This window comes from Aliiruegeria sabulilitoris, from assembly GCF_001558155.1.
GTDB lineage: Bacteria > Pseudomonadota > Alphaproteobacteria > Rhodobacterales > Rhodobacteraceae > Tropicimonas > Tropicimonas sabulilitoris.
Genome location: NZ_LOAS01000031.1, coordinates 1 through 16,788 on the forward strand (window position 1 = coordinate 1; position 16,788 = coordinate 16,788).

Here is a 16,788-nt window from a genome sequence, read left to right on the forward strand (position 1 = left end):
AGTTGCCCTCGAACCACTCCACATGCGCCTCGCCCTCGAAGGCGAGGATATGGGTGCAGAGGCGGTCGAGGAAGAAGCGGTCGTGGGAGATGATGACGGCGCAGCCGGCGAAGTCTTCCAGCGCATCTTCCAGCGCGCGGAGGGTTTCGACGTCCAGATCGTTGGTCGGCTCGTCGAGCAGCAGCACGTTGCCGCCTTCCTTCAAGAGCTTGGCCATGTGGACACGGTTGCGTTCGCCGCCCGAGAGCAGGCCAACCTTTTTCTGCTGGTCGCCGCCCTTGAAGTTGAAGGCGCCGCAATAGGCGCGGGAGTTGATCTGGGCATCGCCCAGCTCGATCACCTCGCCGCCGCCGGAGATTTCCTCCCAGACGGTCGCCTTGTCGTCGAGCGAGTCGCGGGACTGATCGACAAAGGAGAGCTGCACGGTGTCGCCAAGTTCGATCGTGCCGGTATCCGGCTTCTCCTGCCCGGTGAGCATGCGGAACAGCGTGGATTTACCGGCGCCGTTGGGGCCGATCACGCCGACAATGCCGCCCGGCGGCAGCGAGAAGGACAGGTCTTCGATCAGTTGCTTGTCACCGTAATGCTTGGACAGCCCCTCGATCTCGATCACCTTCTGGCCGAGGCGCGGGCCGTTCGGGATGATGATCTGCGCCTTGCCCACGCGCTCACGCTCGGAATGGCTGGCCATTTCCTCATAGGCGTTGATACGAGCCTTCTGCTTGGCCTGCCGCGCCTTCGCGCCGGCGCGGATCCATTGCAGTTCGCGGTCAAGCGTCTTCTTCTTGGCCGCGTCTTCCTTGGCCTCGCGCTCCAGCCGCTTGGCCTTCTGCTCCAGCCAGGCGGAGTAGTTGCCCTCGTAGGGAATGCCCCTGCCGCGGTCCAATTCCAGGATCCAGCCGGTAATTTCGTCAAGGAAATAGCGGTCGTGCGTGACGATCAGGATCGTGCCCTTGTAGTCGATCAGGTGCTGCTGCAGCCAGGCGACCGTCTCGGCGTCGAGGTGGTTGGTCGGCTCATCGAGCAGCAGCATGTCGGGGGCTTCGAGCAGCAGCTTGCAAAGCGCGACCCGGCGGCGTTCACCGCCCGAGAGGTTTTCGGGCATCGCGTCATCCGGCGGGCAGCGCAGTGCTTCCATGGAAACGTCGACCTGGCTGTCGAGATCCCAGAGGTTCTGGGCGTCGATTTCGTCCTGCAGTTTGGCCATCTCTTCCGCCGTCTCGTCGGAATAGTTCATGGCCAGCTCATTGTAGCGGTCCAGAATGTCCTTCTTGGCCTTCACGCCCAGCATGACGTTTTCGCGCACGCTCAGCGCCTCGTCCAGATGCGGCTCCTGCGGCAGGTAGCCGACCTTGGCGCCCTCGGCGGCCCAGGCCTCGCCGGAGAAGTCCTTGTCCAGTCCGGCCATGATCTTCATCAACGTCGACTTGCCCGAGCCGTTGACGCCGACCACGCCGATCTTCACGCCGGGCAGGAAGCTCAGGCGGATATTCTCGAAGCATTTCTTGCCACCGGGATAGGTCTTGGAGACCCCATCCATGTGATAGACGTATTGATAGGCTGCCATGGGTTCGCTCGCTGGGTGGAAGGACTGTTGGCGGGGTATCTATCCGTCGGCGCGGACTGTTTCAATCGGGCTTGTCCGAGAATCCGGAACGGTGGCCCCTGAAGCGCCGCGCGGAAAGAACCGCGGCAATCGTCCGGGATGTGTTACCGTGACACGGGGAAATGGGTTTGGGTCATCGCATTCGGGAGAAACTCATGACTGAAACTCACAAAGGAAGCTGTTTTTGCGGCGCTGTTGAAGTCGAAGCCGAAGGAGAACCGGCCGGCATGGGCTACTGCCATTGCGAGAGCTGCCGCCATTGGTCGGCAGGCCCCGTCAATGCGTTCACGCTCTGGGCCCCGGACAAGGTGCGCGTGGTCAAGGGGGCTGAGCATCTGAAGCAATACAACAAGACAGAGAACAGCGACCGGAAATGGTGTGCCCTTTGTGGCGGGCATGTCATGTCCGGCCATCCAGGCCTCAACCTCACCGACGTCTACGCGGCGATTCTTCCAAGCGTGGAGTTCAAGCCGGGCCTGCATGTGAACTATGCCGAGACAGTGCTTCCCATGCGGGATGGCTTGCCCAAGCTGAAGGACTTCCCCTCCGAATTTGGCGGATCCGGAGAAACCTTACCGGAATAGGCACTTCCGAAAGGTGGCTTCTGCTCGAGCTTGACTGCTCCACCGTGCCGGCGTTCGCCTGTCTTAACGGGCGAGCACCGGTCGGCAGGCCATCAAGCTGCCATCGGATGCCACACTTCTCCTCAAGTGAGTGTCTTGATGGAGTCTCGCCAGCTCAGAGGTAGTCCCAGGGCGCCGGAACAAAGTGATAGCCATCGCCCAAGGTGTCGAGATAGCCCACGCCCGGGAAAAGCATATGCATGCCGGCGATCCGCTGCCCGCTGCCGGCAAGCGCCGTCATCAGGTCCGCGCGGGTGGCGGCGGCCTGTTCCTTGTCGGTGTCGAACATAATCGTCACCTCGGGGCGCGCGAGTTGGACGGCGGGAACGTGAATGATGTCACCCCAGACCAGCAGGGAATCGCTGCCGGACTCCAGCATGTAGCCCGTGTGCCCGACAGTATGACCGGGCATTGGACGCGCGGTGACACCCGGGGCCACATCCGCTTCGCCCTCGATGACGCGCAGTTTGTCGCCATAAGCGGCCAAGGTTGCCTTCGCGAGATCGAACATGCCGCGAAACTGCTCCGGGAACTGGGCCTTGATCTGGTCGTTGGTCCAGAAGGCGCGGTCCGCTTCCGACACGATCATTTCCGCATTCGGAAAGACGGGTTTGCCGTCCATGGTTGCGCCGCCGATATGGTCGCCGTGCAGGTGGGTGACGATCAGCTTGCTGACCGAACCGAGATCGGTTCCGAGTGCGGCGAAAACCTCCGGCATGTGGCCGAGCGTCGGGCCGAAGATCGGGCCGGTCCCGGCATCGATCATCCAGGTCTCGCCGCCGCTTTCGACCATATAGGCGTTCACCGCGCCCCGCACATTGGCCGGATCCTGATGCGCGGCTTCGACCAGCGACAGGAAATCTTCCGCCTCGATCCCGATCATGGCATCGGGCGAGAACTGGATGAATCCGTCCGAAAGGGCCGTTACCGTCATCTCGCCCACGCGGAAACGCTGGGCCGCCGTGACTTGCGCACCGCCCGGTGCGGCCCGCACTTTCAAGGGAACCAGCCCCGCTGCTCCCGAAGCCAGAAGCGCCACCGGAGCAGCTTTCAAGAGATCACGTCGTTTCATAATGTCCTCCCTGTTCGGGCGCAACGTCCCGCGGCCGCGCCCTGCGCCATGATAGCGCATGATTGACAGGCCGCGTGAACGGAAACATTACAGCCAGCGACACGGAAGGATCGGAAAGGCCGACAGCCATGAGAGACACGCTGCCCCATGTCGGGCCAGGACAGGTCGTCGGCCTGCTTGGCGGCTCCTTCGACCCGCCGCATATGGGGCATGTTCACATCACCCGGGAAGGGTTGAAACGTTTCGGCCTCGACCAGGTGTGGTGGCTTGTGAGCCCGGGCAACCCGCTCAAGGCGCACGGTCCGGCCCCGTTGGAACGCCGGATGGCTGCGGCAAAACAGGTGATGCAACACCCGAGGGTCATCGTCACCGATATCGAAGCGCAAATCGGCACGCGCTACACCGCCGAGACGCTCGAAGAGCTCATCCGCCTCTATCCGCGAAACCGCTTTGTCTGGCTGATGGGGGCTGACAACCTGGCGCAGTTCCACCGCTGGGAGCGTTGGGAGTGGATCATGGCCAATGTACGCATCGGCATCCTGGCGCGACCAGGCGGGCGTGTAGAAGCCCTGAACGCGCCGGCTGCGCGCTATGGCCGGGCGTGGCGGCTTCCGGCGGAACAAGCCGGTTTGCTGGCCCGCAGCGTCGTACCGGCCTGGTGTTTCGTGAACGTGCCGATGAAGGCGATATCCTCGAGCGAAATCCGGGCCCGTGGCGACTGGGGCTAAGCGGCAGACGGCCACCCGGAAAGCTCAGGGTTGTCCTCTGGGCGACAGTTTGGCGAAAGCTTGAAAGTCAACGCTATCTCAACCGGTTCTTGGGCGTTATCCTGACGTGGCGACGATGCGCTGGAACGGATTGTGCCAGCCGGTATCGGACAAATGCAAAGGTTTTGGATGCGCGGGTGATTTCCGGTTTTGCCGATTCTTGCAAGGCGGAGCGGCCACGCCATCACGGGAGATCGTTGACGATGGTTGAGAACTGTAAGACCCGGAAATCGGTCCTGCTCGGTGCAGCGGTGCTGGCATTTGCCACGCTTCTGTCAGGCTGTGGTCCTTACGTGCCGAATCCATCCGGAGAGGTCCTGCTGCCGGATACGACTCGGCGGATCAATCCGTCGGTGGAACGCGAAGCCCAGCTGCGAACCGGCACCAATCAGGACGACCATCCGGAGTTCACAGGCGCGCCGGGCCCCTACGGCACGTGGCCGGCGACAGTCGGCGAAGCGGGGACTAAGGTTTATCGGTCCGCAAATTCGCTGCAGGTCGTCGCGGAAGGGCCGGGCGCGGTAACCCACTGAAATCACGCGTGGTGGACTTCTGAATAGCGCGAGTTCACCCGCCGAACCCTCTTATCGGGAACGCCGCACAGACAGACTTCGCCCGGCTGCGACCGGATTGTCGAACAGAAGGGAAAGCTCCGGTGAAAAAAAATTGTTTCCCCCCTTTTCATCTCCGTTCGGCTTCGCTATTCACGCCGAGCCTACCTGATCACGTGCGGTCGTGGCGGAATTGGTAGACGCGCAGCGTTGAGGTCGCTGTGGGGTAACTCCCGTGGAAGTTCGAGTCTTCTCGACCGCACCAATCATCCCAAAAACAACAGGTTTCCTATCTCCTTCCAGTGAAGGAGGAGCCTGTTTGTCATCGATGCACCTGGATCTGGAGGCCCATCAAAAGAAGCAAATTCCAGTCAACTCGAGTCGCCCTTTCGGCCGAGTATGGAGCGTTCATTGGCAAGAGAGAGTGGAGGCGGGCTGCGGACGAAGGTCCCGGGGATGCTCCGGTCAAGTGAATGACCGTGATGGAGCAACCGAGATGTGGCTCGGGGAATCAGAACAGAGTGGGGTGTTGGCTACTCCGTCCCCGATCCGGAATTGTACCGGCAAGATCGAGCGGGAAACGGAGCGCTTGTTTTGCGGGATGGTGCCACAGCAAGAAAATCCGCCGTGGTACCGGCTGCCCTCAACTTACCCATGGTGCGAACAGAGACCTGTTAGGCAGACAAAAGCTATCTGTTTTGAAGGTGCACGTGCGGACAAGGTTACGCGTTCAGTTGAGGTCGCGGCGGAGTTCCCCGCTTGTAGAGTTTCGTGTCCCCCACAGCAGCCTTTCTCCATGAATCGGCGTCGCGGCAGGTCACGTTTTCGGAACCGTTTCGGCGTGCAGACACTCGGCCAGCTTCTGCCTCCCCGTCCGAGAGGTTGTGTCTTCATCGTGGCCCTGCCGCAGGGAAAAGCATAAAGAGAACGCAGCGGAACCCTCGCCGGACAAGATTGCCAAAGGACAGCAAGATGTCATTGATCCCAAGCCTCAACGAAGTGGCTTTGACGGTGATTGCGATCTCTATCGCCGCGTCGCTCGGGCTCCTGCTCGGGCGACAGAGTATTCGCGGTGTTGGCCTCGGTATCGGAGGCGTGCTGTTCGCGGGCATCGCGGTTGGCGATCTCGCTACTCGCGGCGGCCTGCATTTCAGTGACGAGATGATGGAATTCATCCGCGAATTCGGCCTGATCCTCTTCGTCTTCACCATCGGCATCCAGGTCGGCCCCGGCTTCTTCGCCTCCCTGCGCAAGAGCGGGCTGCAACTCAACATCGCCGCGGCCTGCATCGTCATTCTCGGCGTGGCGGTCACCGTGGCGATCCATTTTGCTTTTGACGTGCCGGTCCCCGCCCTCGTGGGTGTTATGTCGGGTGCGGTGACCAACACACCGGGCCTCGGCGCCGCGACCCAGGCGCTGAACGATCTCGGTGCGGGGGCCGAGGCCGAGGCGATGCCCTCGCTCGGCTATGCGGTCGCCTACCCGTTCGGCATCGTCGGCATCCTGCTGACGATGCTGTTGATCCGCTTCCTGACCCGTGTCGACATCAAGGCCGAGGAGGAAGCCTACGAGACCGCGATCCGCAAGGGCACGGGTTCCCTGCCTTCGCTCAATGTCGTGATCCGCAACGCCAATCTTGACGGGCTTCGCCTGGGTGACGTGCCCGGCCTCTTCGACGAGGGCGTCGTGGCCTCCCGGATGAAGAAAGACGGGGAGTTGATCCTGCCCCGGCGCGACACGCCGGTTCAGACCGGCGACATGCTCCACCTCGTGGGCACGAGCGAAAAACTCAACGCGATGCGGATCGTGCTCGGCGAGGCGACGGATGCCGAGTTGACGACCAAGGGAACGCGGCTGAGCTGGGCCCGGATGGTCGTGACCGAACGCAAGGTGATCGGTCACCGGCTGCGCTCTCTCGGCATCACGGAAAGCGCCGGCGCAACGATCTCGCGGATCATGCGAGCGGGGGTGGAGATCCCGGTGCAAGCCGACAGCACGCTGGAATTCGGCGACATCCTGACCGTTGTCGGCAGCGCGGAGGCCATCGCCGAAACCCGCGCCATGCTGGGCGACCAGTCGAAGCGACTCGACGAGGTGGACTTTCCCGGCCTCTTCATCGGCATGGCGCTCGGCGTCCTGCTGGGTTCGATTCCACTGGCGATGCCCGGCCTTCCGGCGCCACTCAAGCTCGGACTGGCGGGCGGGCCGCTCATCGTGGCGATCCTGCTCGGCCGGCTCGGCCATTGGGGACCGTTCATGTGGTTCATGCCGCCGGTCGCCAACCATGCCCTGCGCGAATTCGGGATCATCCTGTTCCTCGCCGTGGTCGGGATCAAGGCTGGCAGCCGCTTCCTCGACACGCTCTTGAACGGGGACGGGCTGGCCTGGGTTGCCTATGGCGCGCTGATCACGCTGATCCCGCTGCTCGTGGTCGGCTTCGTGGCGCGCGTGATCTTCCGGTTCAACTACCTGACACTTTGCGGCGTCCTGTCCGGCTCGATGACCGACCCGCCCGCGCTGGCCTTTGCCAATGCCCAAAGCCCGGCTTCGGCGGCCTCCGTTGCCTATGCCACCGTCTATCCGCTGGTCATGGGGTTGAGGATCTTCGCACCGCAACTGATCGTGCTTTTGCTATTGTAGCGGCCCGAAACCGCGAAACTGCTGTGAACTCGGCGGCCTTTGGGCCATTTCTGGATGCAAAAGCGCGGGTCTCTGGAAACTGTCGGCGGCTTTTGATAGGGCCGTCGCGATGGTTTCCCGCCGGCCCCGGTCGGGATCGGGATGAAAAGGGAACTCGGTGCGGTGCCATGGGCGCCAAATCCGGGACTGCCCCCGCAACTGTAGGCGGAAAGCGGCGCCGATATTGCCACTGCGGATCTCCGCGGGAAGGCCGGCGCCGATACCCTCCGCAAGTCAGGAGACCTGCCATCGGATTGAAACCCTAACCCGGGGCGGGGCGCCTCGGTCGGAGCTCCGACGACATGGACATGGATAACACCCAATTCGGTTTCTCTGCCCGCGAGGCCGCGGCAGGCCTCGGCAACCTGCTCGACAAGGGCGGCATCGCGATCTGGGTGATCGCGGCGCTCTCGGTGGTGGCGCTGGCGCTGGTATTCTGGAAGATCTGGCATTTTTTGCGCGACGGCACCTTCTTTGGCGGCCGCCACACCGGCGAGGCGGCGCTGCTGTGGCAACGCGGCGAACAAGATGCGGCACTGGCGATGGTGGAGGGACGAAACTCCCTTCGGGCACGGCTGGCCTGCGCCGCGATGCAAGCCCTGCGCGACCCGAAGCTCGGCGTTGCCGCCGCCGAGACAGAGACGAGCCGGGTCGCGCGCGGCCTGCTCAGCGAAGCCCGCTCCGGGCTGCGCGCGCTGGAGCTGATCGCCACCATTGCGCCGCTGCTGGGCCTGCTTGGCACGGTGCTCGGCATGATCGCGGCGTTCCAGTCCTTGCAGCAGGCCGGTAGCCGCGCCGATCCGGCCATCCTCGCCGGCGGAATCTGGCAGGCGTTGCTGACCACGGCGGCCGGCATGGCGGTGGCGATCGTCGCCTCGGTCTGCCTTGCCTGGTTCGAAAGCGTGCTTGAGCGGCTGCGCCACGACATGGAGGATGTCGCGACGATCATTTTCCTGCGGGCCGGCAGTGGCGCGACCCCGCCAGCGGAGGACCGCGTGGAGGCCGCCGAATGAGCTTCTCCTTCGGACAGCCAACGCGCCCCCGGCGGCCAAATCTCACACCCATGATCGATGTCGTCTTCCTGCTGCTGGTTTTTTTCATGCTGGCCTCGCGTTTCGGCACCGACATGATCCTGCCGCTGGACCTGGCCGGCAGCGGAGCGGGCGGCTATTCCGGCCCGCCACGTCTGGTCGATATCCGGCCCGACGGGCTGGCGCTCAACGGTGTACCGATTGCCGAGGGGGAGCTTGCATCCCGGCTTTCGACACTCGCCGACACCGCGCAGGATGCCATCGTTCTGCGGGCGCGGGACGGCGCGGAGCTGCAACGGGTGATCGACGCGATGGAGCTGCTGCGGGCGGGCGGCTTCGAACAGTTCGTCATGGTCGAGTAGAATGCGGATCCCGGAACCGCCACGGCGGCCGCATCACGAGAGCATCCTGCCAATGATCAACGTGGTGTTCCTGTTGCTGATCTTCTTCATGCTGGTGGCGCAGCTGACGCCGCCCGATCCGCTCGACGTGACCGTGCCGGAAGCCGCAGAGTCCGATCCGGCGGACACCGCCCTTGTCCTTTTTCTCTCCGCCGACAGTCAACTCGCCTTCCACGACAGGATCGGGGACGAGGCACTGGTCGCTCTGGCGGACGCAATGAAGACGGAGGACACGCCGCGCGCGTTGCTGCTGCGTGCCGACCGCGCGGTGCCCGGCGCCACCGTCGCGGCGCTGCTTCCCAGGCTGCGCGCCCTCGGCGTGCAGGACCTTTCGCTGGTCACGGTGGTAAAATGAACCGCTGGCTGGAAATCCCGGCCTTCCTCGGCATGGCACTCCTCGTGCATCTGCTGCCATTCGGCTTCGGCCGGGAGGGTGGCGACGCGGGTGCTGGTGGCGATGGTGGGGCCTCTATCATTGCCATGCAGGCCGCATCGTCCGATCTCGCGGCCCTTGTCGCGGCTTGGGACAGACCACCGGAGCCAACGAAGCTCCCGCAAGCGACCCGGCCGGAGCCAAGCCCTCCCGCCCTGCCCGTCGCGTTGCCGCGCGAAACGCCCCCTCCTGTGCAGGATCATGCCCGCCCGACAGTCCCGACACCCGTCGCCGCCGGGGCCCCCCCGCGCCAACCGCTCGCCTCTGAGCCGCTGCCGCCTGTGAACACCGCGCCGATGCTTCCAGAGGTCCGGCAACCGACGGAACCGTCCCCCGTCCGCCTTGCCAACGCCGTCCCGAATGCGGCACCTGACATTCCCCAACCGGCCGAGCTTTCGTCCAACCCTCCGCAGGAACGAGCGTTTTCAGCTCCGCAGCCGCCCGATAACCTCCCGCCCGCCGAAACCGGGAACGTCCTTCTGGCCTCTCCGCGTCCGATGGCGCGCCCGGAAAACGTGGCACCCGCCGCCGAACAGGCACGGCAACCCGCCGTACCCGAGAAACGCGCCGCGGGCGCCTCCCCGCCTGCACGCGCAGCCGGAAACGCGGCAAGTAAAGCGGGGGGCAACGCCCAACCCTCCGGCGCAGGCGGCGTCTCGGAAGCGAAAACCCGCAACCTCATTGCCCGCTGGGGCGGCGGCATCCGCGCGAGCATCGCCCGCCAGGAACGCTACCCGTCGGCGGCGGGCTGGGCATCGGGCACAGCAACCGTTGCGCTGAGCGTCGGGCGGGATGGACGATTGCAGAGCGCGCGGATCGCCCGCAGTTCCGGAAATGCCGCCCTCGACGCCGCCGCGCTCGACGCTGTCCGCCGCGCGGCGCCCTTCGCTCGTGCTCCACGGGGCCTCACGGATCCGCAATACAGCTTTTCGGTTCCGCTCCGCTTCACCCGCTGAACCGCTGCGTTCCAAAACGCATGCGTCATGCCGCCACTTGTGGCCGGTCGATCACAGGGCGGCCTGCTCTCCAGATTTCACACAGAACCTGCTTGGCCCCTGCACGGAATCTGCACAGAAGGAGGCGCTCTGGTTCGGGTGGCCTCGCCGCCCGGCAAAAGGGAACGTGGTACGGTGCCGTTCGTGCGCCAAATCCGCGACTGCCCCCGCAACTGTAAGTGGAGAGCGGCGCCGACGGGCCACTGTGGATATTCCGCGGGAAGGCCGGCGACCCGCGAGGACCCACAAGTCAGGAGACCTGCCAGAGCAGCCAACCCGGTTCCCGCGCGGGGTGCGTGGAGAGCGGCGGACCCTTTCCGTTGTGGTGGCGTTGCAGCCGTCCGCGGCCGGGGAACCCCGACCAAAGACATTTCTTGATATGACGCGGCCACGAATTCGTGGCCTGTCGCATGGGGTATGACATGAAGACTTCCCTCCTCGCCTTTGGCGCCACTCTCCTGGCCGCCGGATCCGCGTTCGCCCAGGATGCCGAACCGTTCCAACTCGACGAGATCATCATCAGCGCCGGCCTGACGCCGGTCGAGGCCTCCCGCTATGGCCGCGCCGTCAGCGTGGTCACCGCCGAGGACCTCGAAGAGCGCCAGATCCGCCATGTGGCGCAGGCACTGCGTGCCCTGCCCGGCGTTTCAGTCAGCGCCTCCGGCGGCCCGGCCTCCAGCACGGTGGTGCGCATGCGCGGCGCCGAGAGCAACCACGCGCTGGTGCTGGTTGACGGGATCGACGTCTCCGACCCGACCACCGGCGCCTTCGATTTCGGCGACTTGCTGGCCGACGACATCGAACGGATCGAAGTGCTGCGCGGCCCGCAATCCTCCATTTATGGCTCCAACGCGATCGGCGGCGTGATCAATATCGTCACAAGCAAGGCCACCGAGCCCGGTTTCCATGGATCGGCCAACATGGAGCTTGGCACCGAACAGACCGCCGGTGGCGGGCTGGCCCTTCGCTACAGCGACGAGCGTACCCGCCTGTCCTTCTCGGCCGCGCACCGGGTCAGCGAGGGCTATGACGTCTCCGGCAGCGATGGCGAGCGGGATGGCTACGCCAAGACCGCGCTCAACGCGCGCGGCGAGTTCGACCTGAACGACATGGCCACGATCGGCTTCTCCCTGCGCCGCACCGAGAAGACCTCCGAATACGATGAATTCAACTGGGGCGCGGCGAGCCGCGAAGACCTCGTGACCGATGCCGACTACGAGGGAGACAGCACCGACACTTTCGGTTCCGTCTTCGGCACCTTGGACGCCTGGGATGGCCGCTTCAGCAGCGAGATCACCTATAGCCAGGGCAAGATGGACAGTCAGGACTCGCTCGATGGCGATCCGACCGCCGATTACACCACCACCCGCACGCGGCTGAGCTATCGCGGCAGCGTCTCGCTGGATGGTGCCGACGTGGAAAGCTCGGCGCAGGTGGCCAGCCTGCTGATCGAGCGCAAGGAAGAGACCTTCGAGAATAACGACGCCGACCTCGTCTATGACGACGCGATGCTGGGCGAGCGTTCGCGCGAGTTGATCGGCTACGTGCTGGAATATCGCGGCAGCTTCCTCGACGAAGCGCTGACGGTACAGGCCACCGGGCGTTACGACGACAATGACGCGTTCGAGGACGCCACCACCTGGTCGCTGGGCGTCTCCTACATGCTGCCAAACGGGTTGACCCGGGTGCACGCTTCCGCGGGCACCGGCGTCCAGAACCCGACCATGTACGAGCAGTTCGGCTATAACCCCGGCATGTGGATTGGCAACGAAGCCCTTGAGCCAGAGAAGAGCCGCGGGTGGGACATCGGCGTCGAGCAGCGTTTCCTGAACGATGCGCTGGTGGTCGACCTCACCTATTTCCGCTCCGAAGTCACCGACGAGATTTCGACCGCCTATGACTTCGCCACCGGGATTTCGACCGCCTATAACGAGGATGGCACGAGCGACCGTAAAGGGGTCGAACTCTCGGCGGATTACGATCTGGGCAACGGTTTCACGCTTGGCGGCGATTTCACCTGGCTTGACGCGACGGACCCCGATGGCGGCCTCGAAGTGCGCCGACCGGAGCGCGAATTGGCGCTGCGAGCAAGCTACCTGCTGCCCAATGACCAGACGCTGCTCGGCGCGGATCTGCGGCATGTCTCGGGGCTCTGGGACTTCGACTACACCACGCCGTCCTTTGGCGAAGACCGCGTGAAGCTCGACGATTTCACCGTGGTGAACGTGACCGCCCAGCACCGGTTCAACGAACGCGTGACCCTGACCGCGCGGATCGACAACCTGTTTGACGATGAATATGAGGAAATCTACGGCTATGCAGCGCCGGGCCGAAAGTTCTATGCCGGTCTGAAAGCCAGCTTCTGAGCTCACCCTGACAATGCGCCACCCGTTTCTCATCGCTGCCTGTCTTGGCCTCGCCCTTCTCGGGGCCGGGGGTGGACAGGCCGCGCCGGAGCGGGTGGTGTCGATCAACCTCTGCACGGACCAGCTTGCCCTGATGCTCGCCGCGCCCGGACAACTCGTGTCGGTCTCTCGCCTGTCGCAGGATGCGCGCAGCTCTCCCATGGCGAAGCTTGCCCAGTCCCTTCCGGCAAACAGCGTCCGCGCCGAGGAAGTGTTTCTCTACAATCCCGATCTGGTGCTGGCCGGAACATTCACCGATCAGGCGACGCTGTCGATGCTGCGCCGCCTCGGCGTCCGGGTGGAAGTCATCGCGCCGGCCTATTCGCTGGAAGATGTCCGCACGCGGGTAACGCAGATGGGCAGCCTGCTTGGCCGTGAAGCGGAAGCGGCGGCGCTGTTGGCGGAGTTCGACGCCGGGCTTGCTGCGCTGGAACAGCCGCGCGGAGAGCGGCCGCGCGCCGCGATCTATGCGGCCCGTGGTTACAGCTCCGGCCCCGCGAGCCTGTCGGGCGCGATCCTCAAAGCGGCCGGGTTCTACAACGTGGCGACCGAGGCCGGCCTCACCGTCGGTGGCGTGATCGCGCTGGAACGGCTGGTGATGTTGGAGCCGGACCTGGTGGTGCTGCCGACAACATGGCCCGGTGCCTCCCGCGCCGAGGAGGTCCTGCAACACCGCGCCCTCAAGGAGTTGCAACGACGGGCCGGAAGTGCCCCCCTGACCGACCGCGACTGGATCTGCGGCACGCCCCATGTTCTGCGCGCGATCAGCGGGCTTGCACAGGCGCGGGCGCAATCGGACGGTGCCGAATGACCGGGTTTCGCGGCCTCATCATCGGGCTTTCCGCCCTTGTCACGGCGTTGTTTCTGACCTCGCTCCTCGTGGGGCCAGCAGGGCTTTCGCCGCTGCGCAGCCTCAACGCGCTGATCCTTGGCGCGGACGGGCCGATCACCCTCGTGATGCGCGAAATCCGCCTGCCGCGCGCCATCCTCGGGGTCATGGTTGGCGGCGCGCTCGGGCTGGCGGGGGCCGCGATGCAGGGCTACCTGCGCAACCCGCTGGCCGAACCCGGCCTGCTCGGCGTCAGCGGATCGGCCGCCCTCGGTGCGGTGCTGTCTATCCAGACCGGGATTGTCGCCGGGTTTGCCCTCGCCTTGCCGCTGGCCGCGCTTGGCGGGGCGGCGCTTTCGGTGGGCTTGCTGCTGCTGCTCGCCGGGCCACGCGGCGGCTCTCTCTCGCTGATCCTCGCCGGCATCGCGCTCTCCGCACTGGCCGGAGCCTTGACCTCGCTGGTTCTGAACCTCTCGCCCAATCCCTTTGCCGCAGCCGAGATCGTCTTCTGGATGCTCGGCTCGCTCGCCGACCGTTCCTTCCTTCACGTCGCTCTGGCGCTGCCGTTCATGGCCGTGGGCGCTGCGCTGCTTCTTCCGCTCGGGCGGGGGCTGGACACGCTCACGCTGGGCGAGGACGCCGCTGAAGCGCTCGGCACCCGGCTCGGCCGGCTTCGGCTGATGCTGGTCGCTGGCGTCGCGGCCCTGGTCGGCGCGGCAACGGCCGTGGCCGGGTCTGTCGGTTTTGTCGGCCTCGTCGTCCCGCACCTGCTGCGCGGCGCAGTCGGCGCGCGACCTTCACGCCTGCTGCCGGCATCGGCGCTCGGTGGCGCGGCAATGGTGCTGGCCGCCGACATCGCCGTGCGCCTGCTCGTGCCGGAGCGCGACCTGAAACTCGGCGTCCTGACCGCCATCGTCGGCGCGCCGCTCTTCCTGCATCTCGTGTACCGGACCCGGCGGGGGGAGCTATGAGCCTGATGTCCCTCGATCGCTTGACGGTGCGACGCGGCGGTTGCCCGGTGGTCGACGCCGTCTCGCTTCAGGTCGCCCCGGGCGAGGTGGTCGGGCTGATCGGGCCGAACGGCGCGGGCAAGACGACGCTGATGCGCGCGGCCCTAGGGCTGCTGCCATATCAAGGACAAAGCTCGCTCGCCAGCATGCCCCCCGCCGCGCGTGCCAAACATGCCGCCTGGTTGCCGCAGGGACGGGAAATCGCCTGGCCGGTCTCGGTGGAAACCCTCGTCGGCCTTGGCCGGGTGCCGCATGATGCCCGCGGCGGACCGGCGGACCGGGAAGCGATAGAGCGTGCGCTCCAGCGCATGAATCTCGCCAGCTTCCGCAACCGCGTCGCCACGCAGCTCTCGGGCGGCGAACAGGCGCGCGTGCTGCTGGCCCGGGCGCTGGCGCAGGAAACACCCCTGCTGCTGGCCGACGAGCCCATCGCCGGGCTCGACCCCGCTCATCAGATCGCCACGATGGAGACATTCAACGCGCTCGCCGCCGAGGGCCGGGGCGTGGTCGTCTCCCTGCACGACCTGGGGCTTGCGGCACGGTTCTGCACCAGGCTGGCAATGATGCAATCCGGACGCCTCGTCGCCGAGGGCCGGCCCGCCGACGTGCTCTCTCCTGACCGGCTCGCCACCGTATTCGGCATCACCGCCTGGCGACAGGAAACGGAAGACGGGCTGATGCTGCAACCGCTCGCCCAGACGGAAACAACCCCATGAGAGTACGCCACGAGCCACCCTGGCTCATCGCCGACCTGGATGGCCCGCGCAGGGTCCTGAGTTGGGCGATCAATCGGCCTGGGTTTGTCACCGCCGAGAGGATCGTCTTTCGCGAGGTGCGCAACAAGGACCTGCCGGAGGGACGCGACCCCGTGGCATGGCTGGACCATGCCCTTGAGGCCGCCGGGCTGGCGGACGCGCCCACGCTGCTGACCTCCCGGAATGTCGCGTCCTACGAGTTCCATCGCGCGGCGCTGGATGGCGCCACCGTGCAGTGCCTCGCCACGGTCGGGCTTTCCAATGCCGAGCGCGTTGGTCACCGGCAGCGCTTCGACCCCGCCAGCTTCGGCACGATCAACATCGCGGTCGATTGCTCCGTCGGGCTGACAGAAGCCGCGCAGATCGAGGCGCTCAGCATCGCCACCCAGGCCCGCACGGCAGCGGTGATCGACGCGGGAATGTTGCTGCCGGAAGGTCCGGCCACCGGCACGGGCACCGATTGCATCGCTTTCGCTGCCCCGCCGGGTGATGTCGCTTTCGCCGGGCTGCACACCGCAATTGGCGAGGCCATCGGTCGCGCCGTCTATGATGCGGTGTTCGCTGGAGCAAAAAGCTGGATCGCAACCCGCCCGGAGCTGCTGCCCGAACCGGAGTGACATGACCCAACCGGTCTGTCCGCCGCGGAACAGCGTCCCTGCCACATGCCCGGCGCACGCCCCATGGGCGTGGTGATCCCGCTGTCCACAAGCGCCTTTTGCGCGGCACAGGCTTCTTTCCATCGGGCGGCCGCCTTGTCATGGGCCTGCCTGTTCGCCGGGTTCGGAGCCACGGCCCTGTCCCACTCGACGAAGGCCTCCAAAGATTCCGTGAGCGAGCCGAACTGGCCGATGCCCCTGGCTGCGGCCGCCGCTCCCCCGGCTCCGCGCAGGGCTATGACTACGAAGGGCATTCCAGTTCTACAATGATCTCAAAGGCTGACGGGTCGCGCAAACGTTACGGGAAAGGGTGGAGCGATCTCGGCGTCGCCCTGTCGCGCTCCGCAAACAAGCTTGCGCCATTAGCGGCCTGCTTTCAGAGATTTCCTTCGATCCGTTCGACGAGATCCACCAGGATCGTCAGGCCATAGGGCCAGCGCCCGAAGCCGCTCTCGGCATTGATATGACCGGCCGGCCCCAGATCGACCCATTCGGACCCCCAAAAGGCCGCGAGTTGCTTTGTCCGATCCAGCGAGATGAGCTGATCATCATGGCTCGCCACCAGCACGGTTGGCCGATTGAGCCGGTGGTGCGGAATGATCTCCTCCACCTCGAAGCGCATCGGCTCGGCAGGGGCCACGAACATCGCGCCCGCGACATTCGGCGGATCCTCGGCCAGCACGCAGGCAGAGGCCAGCGCCCCCAGCGAATGGCCGATCAGGATCACCGGTTTTTCGCATTCGGTCAGGCGCCGGTTGATCGCGTCTATCCAGTAATGGATATCGCGCAGGTCCCAACGGCTCATGGAAATGCGGGAAAAGAGCGGCGTCTTTTCTTCCCACATCGTTTGCCAATGCTCGGCGGAGGAATTCTTGAAACCGGGCACGAGAACGAGATCGTAATTCTCGATATGCCCTTCGAGGGTCTCGATGGCTTCAGGATTTCGGATCGGGCTCATGAATACCGCAGCAAATG

16 protein-coding genes, 1 tRNA gene and 2 riboswitches are annotated in these 16,788 nt (G+C 65.2%); of the genes, 14 read left to right on the top strand and 3 right to left on the bottom strand.

Translation table 11 applies throughout. From position 1 onward, the window contains the following. A partial coding sequence (ettA, locus tag AX756_RS21015; RefSeq protein ID WP_068316702.1) for an energy-dependent translational throttle protein EttA occupies positions 1–1,567 on the bottom strand: 1,567 nt, incomplete at its 3' end. A 194-nt stretch (positions 1,568–1,761) separates the two neighbouring features. On the opposite strand from ettA, the gene AX756_RS21020 reads away from it, so the two are divergent. Then, positions 1,762–2,190, top strand: coding sequence for a GFA family protein (locus AX756_RS21020; protein ID WP_068316705.1), 429 nt, complete (start codon positions 1,762–1,764; stop codon positions 2,188–2,190). 154 nt (positions 2,191–2,344) lie between these two features. Here the strand turns inward: AX756_RS21020 and AX756_RS21025 are convergent, their stop codons facing one another. Further along, on the bottom strand, positions 2,345–3,301 hold the full coding sequence (locus AX756_RS21025) for an MBL fold metallo-hydrolase (protein WP_068316707.1): 957 nt from the start codon (positions 3,299–3,301) through the stop codon (positions 2,345–2,347). 128 nt (positions 3,302–3,429) lie between these two features. Between AX756_RS21025 and AX756_RS21030 the strand changes: the two genes are divergently transcribed. The 13 genes from AX756_RS21030 to AX756_RS21090 all read left to right on the top strand — a co-directional run bounded on the left by AX756_RS21030 (position 3,430) and on the right by AX756_RS21090 (position 15,774). Next, positions 3,430–4,029 (top strand): nicotinate-nucleotide adenylyltransferase, encoded by a 600-nt coding sequence (locus AX756_RS21030; protein ID WP_068316709.1) that lies wholly within the window; start codon positions 3,430–3,432, stop codon positions 4,027–4,029. Positions 4,030–4,271: 242 nt separating this feature from the next. Next, on the top strand, positions 4,272–4,601 hold the full coding sequence (locus AX756_RS21035; protein ID WP_068316712.1) for a hypothetical protein: 330 nt from the start codon (positions 4,272–4,274) through the stop codon (positions 4,599–4,601). Between the two features lie 196 nt (positions 4,602–4,797). Continuing rightward, positions 4,798–4,884, top strand: a tRNA-Leu gene (locus tag AX756_RS21040). Positions 4,885–5,591: 707 nt separating this feature from the next. Next, on the top strand, positions 5,592–7,259 hold the full coding sequence (locus AX756_RS21045) for a putative transporter (protein WP_068316714.1): 1,668 nt from the start codon (positions 5,592–5,594) through the stop codon (positions 7,257–7,259). Positions 7,260–7,352: 93 nt separating this feature from the next. After that, positions 7,353–7,563, top strand: a riboswitch (cobalamin riboswitch). A gap of 43 nt (positions 7,564–7,606) precedes the next feature. Further along, the gene (locus AX756_RS21050) at positions 7,607–8,311 is read left to right on the top strand and encodes a MotA/TolQ/ExbB proton channel family protein (RefSeq protein ID WP_231701131.1); all 705 of its coding nucleotides are present in this window, start codon (positions 7,607–7,609) and stop codon (positions 8,309–8,311) included. Next, positions 8,308–8,691, top strand: coding sequence for an ExbD/TolR family protein (locus AX756_RS21055; protein ID WP_068316719.1), 384 nt, complete (start codon positions 8,308–8,310; stop codon positions 8,689–8,691). The genes AX756_RS21050 and AX756_RS21055 overlap by 4 nt, the downstream gene beginning before the upstream one ends. A gap of 1 nt (position 8,692) precedes the next feature. Then, positions 8,693–9,085 (top strand): ExbD/TolR family protein, encoded by a 393-nt coding sequence (locus AX756_RS21060; protein ID WP_068316722.1) that lies wholly within the window; start codon positions 8,693–8,695, stop codon positions 9,083–9,085. Continuing rightward, positions 9,082–10,119, top strand: coding sequence for an energy transducer TonB family protein (locus AX756_RS21065; protein WP_068316726.1), 1,038 nt, complete (start codon positions 9,082–9,084; stop codon positions 10,117–10,119). The genes AX756_RS21060 and AX756_RS21065 overlap by 4 nt, the downstream gene beginning before the upstream one ends. Before the next feature lie 113 nt (positions 10,120–10,232). After that, positions 10,233–10,439, top strand: a riboswitch (cobalamin riboswitch). Positions 10,440–10,580: 141 nt separating this feature from the next. Next, positions 10,581–12,524: a TonB-dependent receptor plug domain-containing protein gene (locus AX756_RS21070; RefSeq protein ID WP_163887209.1), complete on the top strand. Its 1,944-nt coding sequence runs from the start codon at positions 10,581–10,583 to the stop codon at positions 12,522–12,524. 13 nt (positions 12,525–12,537) lie between these two features. Continuing rightward, complete coding sequence (locus AX756_RS21075; RefSeq protein ID WP_068316732.1) at positions 12,538–13,374, top strand: ABC transporter substrate-binding protein; 837 nt, start codon at positions 12,538–12,540, stop codon at positions 13,372–13,374. Then, the gene (locus AX756_RS21080; RefSeq protein ID WP_068316734.1) at positions 13,371–14,363 is read left to right on the top strand and encodes a FecCD family ABC transporter permease; all 993 of its coding nucleotides are present in this window, start codon (positions 13,371–13,373) and stop codon (positions 14,361–14,363) included. Before AX756_RS21075 ends, AX756_RS21080 begins: the two co-directional genes overlap by 4 nt. Next, a complete protein-coding gene (locus tag AX756_RS21085) occupies positions 14,360–15,118 on the top strand; it encodes an ABC transporter ATP-binding protein (protein ID WP_068316737.1) in 759 nt (252 codons plus the stop codon). The genes AX756_RS21080 and AX756_RS21085 overlap by 4 nt, the downstream gene beginning before the upstream one ends. Continuing rightward, complete coding sequence (locus AX756_RS21090) at positions 15,115–15,774, top strand: adenosylcobinamide amidohydrolase (protein ID WP_068316739.1); 660 nt, start codon at positions 15,115–15,117, stop codon at positions 15,772–15,774. Before AX756_RS21085 ends, AX756_RS21090 begins: the two co-directional genes overlap by 4 nt. Before the next feature lie 415 nt (positions 15,775–16,189). On the opposite strand, the gene AX756_RS21100 is transcribed toward AX756_RS21090, so the two are convergent. After that, positions 16,190–16,771 (bottom strand): RBBP9/YdeN family alpha/beta hydrolase, encoded by a 582-nt coding sequence (locus tag AX756_RS21100; protein WP_082739243.1) that lies wholly within the window; start codon positions 16,769–16,771, stop codon positions 16,190–16,192. Between the last annotated feature and the right edge of the window lie 17 nt (positions 16,772–16,788).

Bases quoted from the DNA above. Each gene is read 5' to 3' on its own strand.
- AX756_RS21020 (WP_068316705.1), top strand. From the start codon at position 1,762: ATGACTGAAACTCACAAAGGAAGCTGTTTTTGCGGCGCTGTTGAAGTC.
- AX756_RS21025 (WP_068316707.1), bottom strand. From the start codon at position 3,301: ATGAAACGACGTGATCTCTTGAAAGCTGCTCCGGTGGCGCTTCTGGCT.
- AX756_RS21030 (WP_068316709.1), top strand. From the start codon at position 3,430: ATGAGAGACACGCTGCCCCATGTCGGGCCAGGACAGGTCGTCGGCCTG.
- AX756_RS21035 (WP_068316712.1), top strand. From the start codon at position 4,272: ATGGTTGAGAACTGTAAGACCCGGAAATCGGTCCTGCTCGGTGCAGCG.
- AX756_RS21045 (WP_068316714.1), top strand. From the start codon at position 5,592: ATGTCATTGATCCCAAGCCTCAACGAAGTGGCTTTGACGGTGATTGCG.
- AX756_RS21050 (WP_231701131.1), top strand. From the start codon at position 7,607: ATGGATAACACCCAATTCGGTTTCTCTGCCCGCGAGGCCGCGGCAGGC.
- AX756_RS21055 (WP_068316719.1), top strand. From the start codon at position 8,308: ATGAGCTTCTCCTTCGGACAGCCAACGCGCCCCCGGCGGCCAAATCTC.
- AX756_RS21060 (WP_068316722.1), top strand. From the start codon at position 8,693: ATGCGGATCCCGGAACCGCCACGGCGGCCGCATCACGAGAGCATCCTG.
- AX756_RS21065 (WP_068316726.1), top strand. From the start codon at position 9,082: ATGAACCGCTGGCTGGAAATCCCGGCCTTCCTCGGCATGGCACTCCTC.
- AX756_RS21070 (WP_163887209.1), top strand. From the start codon at position 10,581: ATGAAGACTTCCCTCCTCGCCTTTGGCGCCACTCTCCTGGCCGCCGGA.
- AX756_RS21075 (WP_068316732.1), top strand. From the start codon at position 12,538: ATGCGCCACCCGTTTCTCATCGCTGCCTGTCTTGGCCTCGCCCTTCTC.
- AX756_RS21080 (WP_068316734.1), top strand. From the start codon at position 13,371: ATGACCGGGTTTCGCGGCCTCATCATCGGGCTTTCCGCCCTTGTCACG.
- AX756_RS21085 (WP_068316737.1), top strand. From the start codon at position 14,360: ATGAGCCTGATGTCCCTCGATCGCTTGACGGTGCGACGCGGCGGTTGC.
- AX756_RS21090 (WP_068316739.1), top strand. From the start codon at position 15,115: ATGAGAGTACGCCACGAGCCACCCTGGCTCATCGCCGACCTGGATGGC.
- AX756_RS21100 (WP_082739243.1), bottom strand. From the start codon at position 16,771: ATGAGCCCGATCCGAAATCCTGAAGCCATCGAGACCCTCGAAGGGCAT.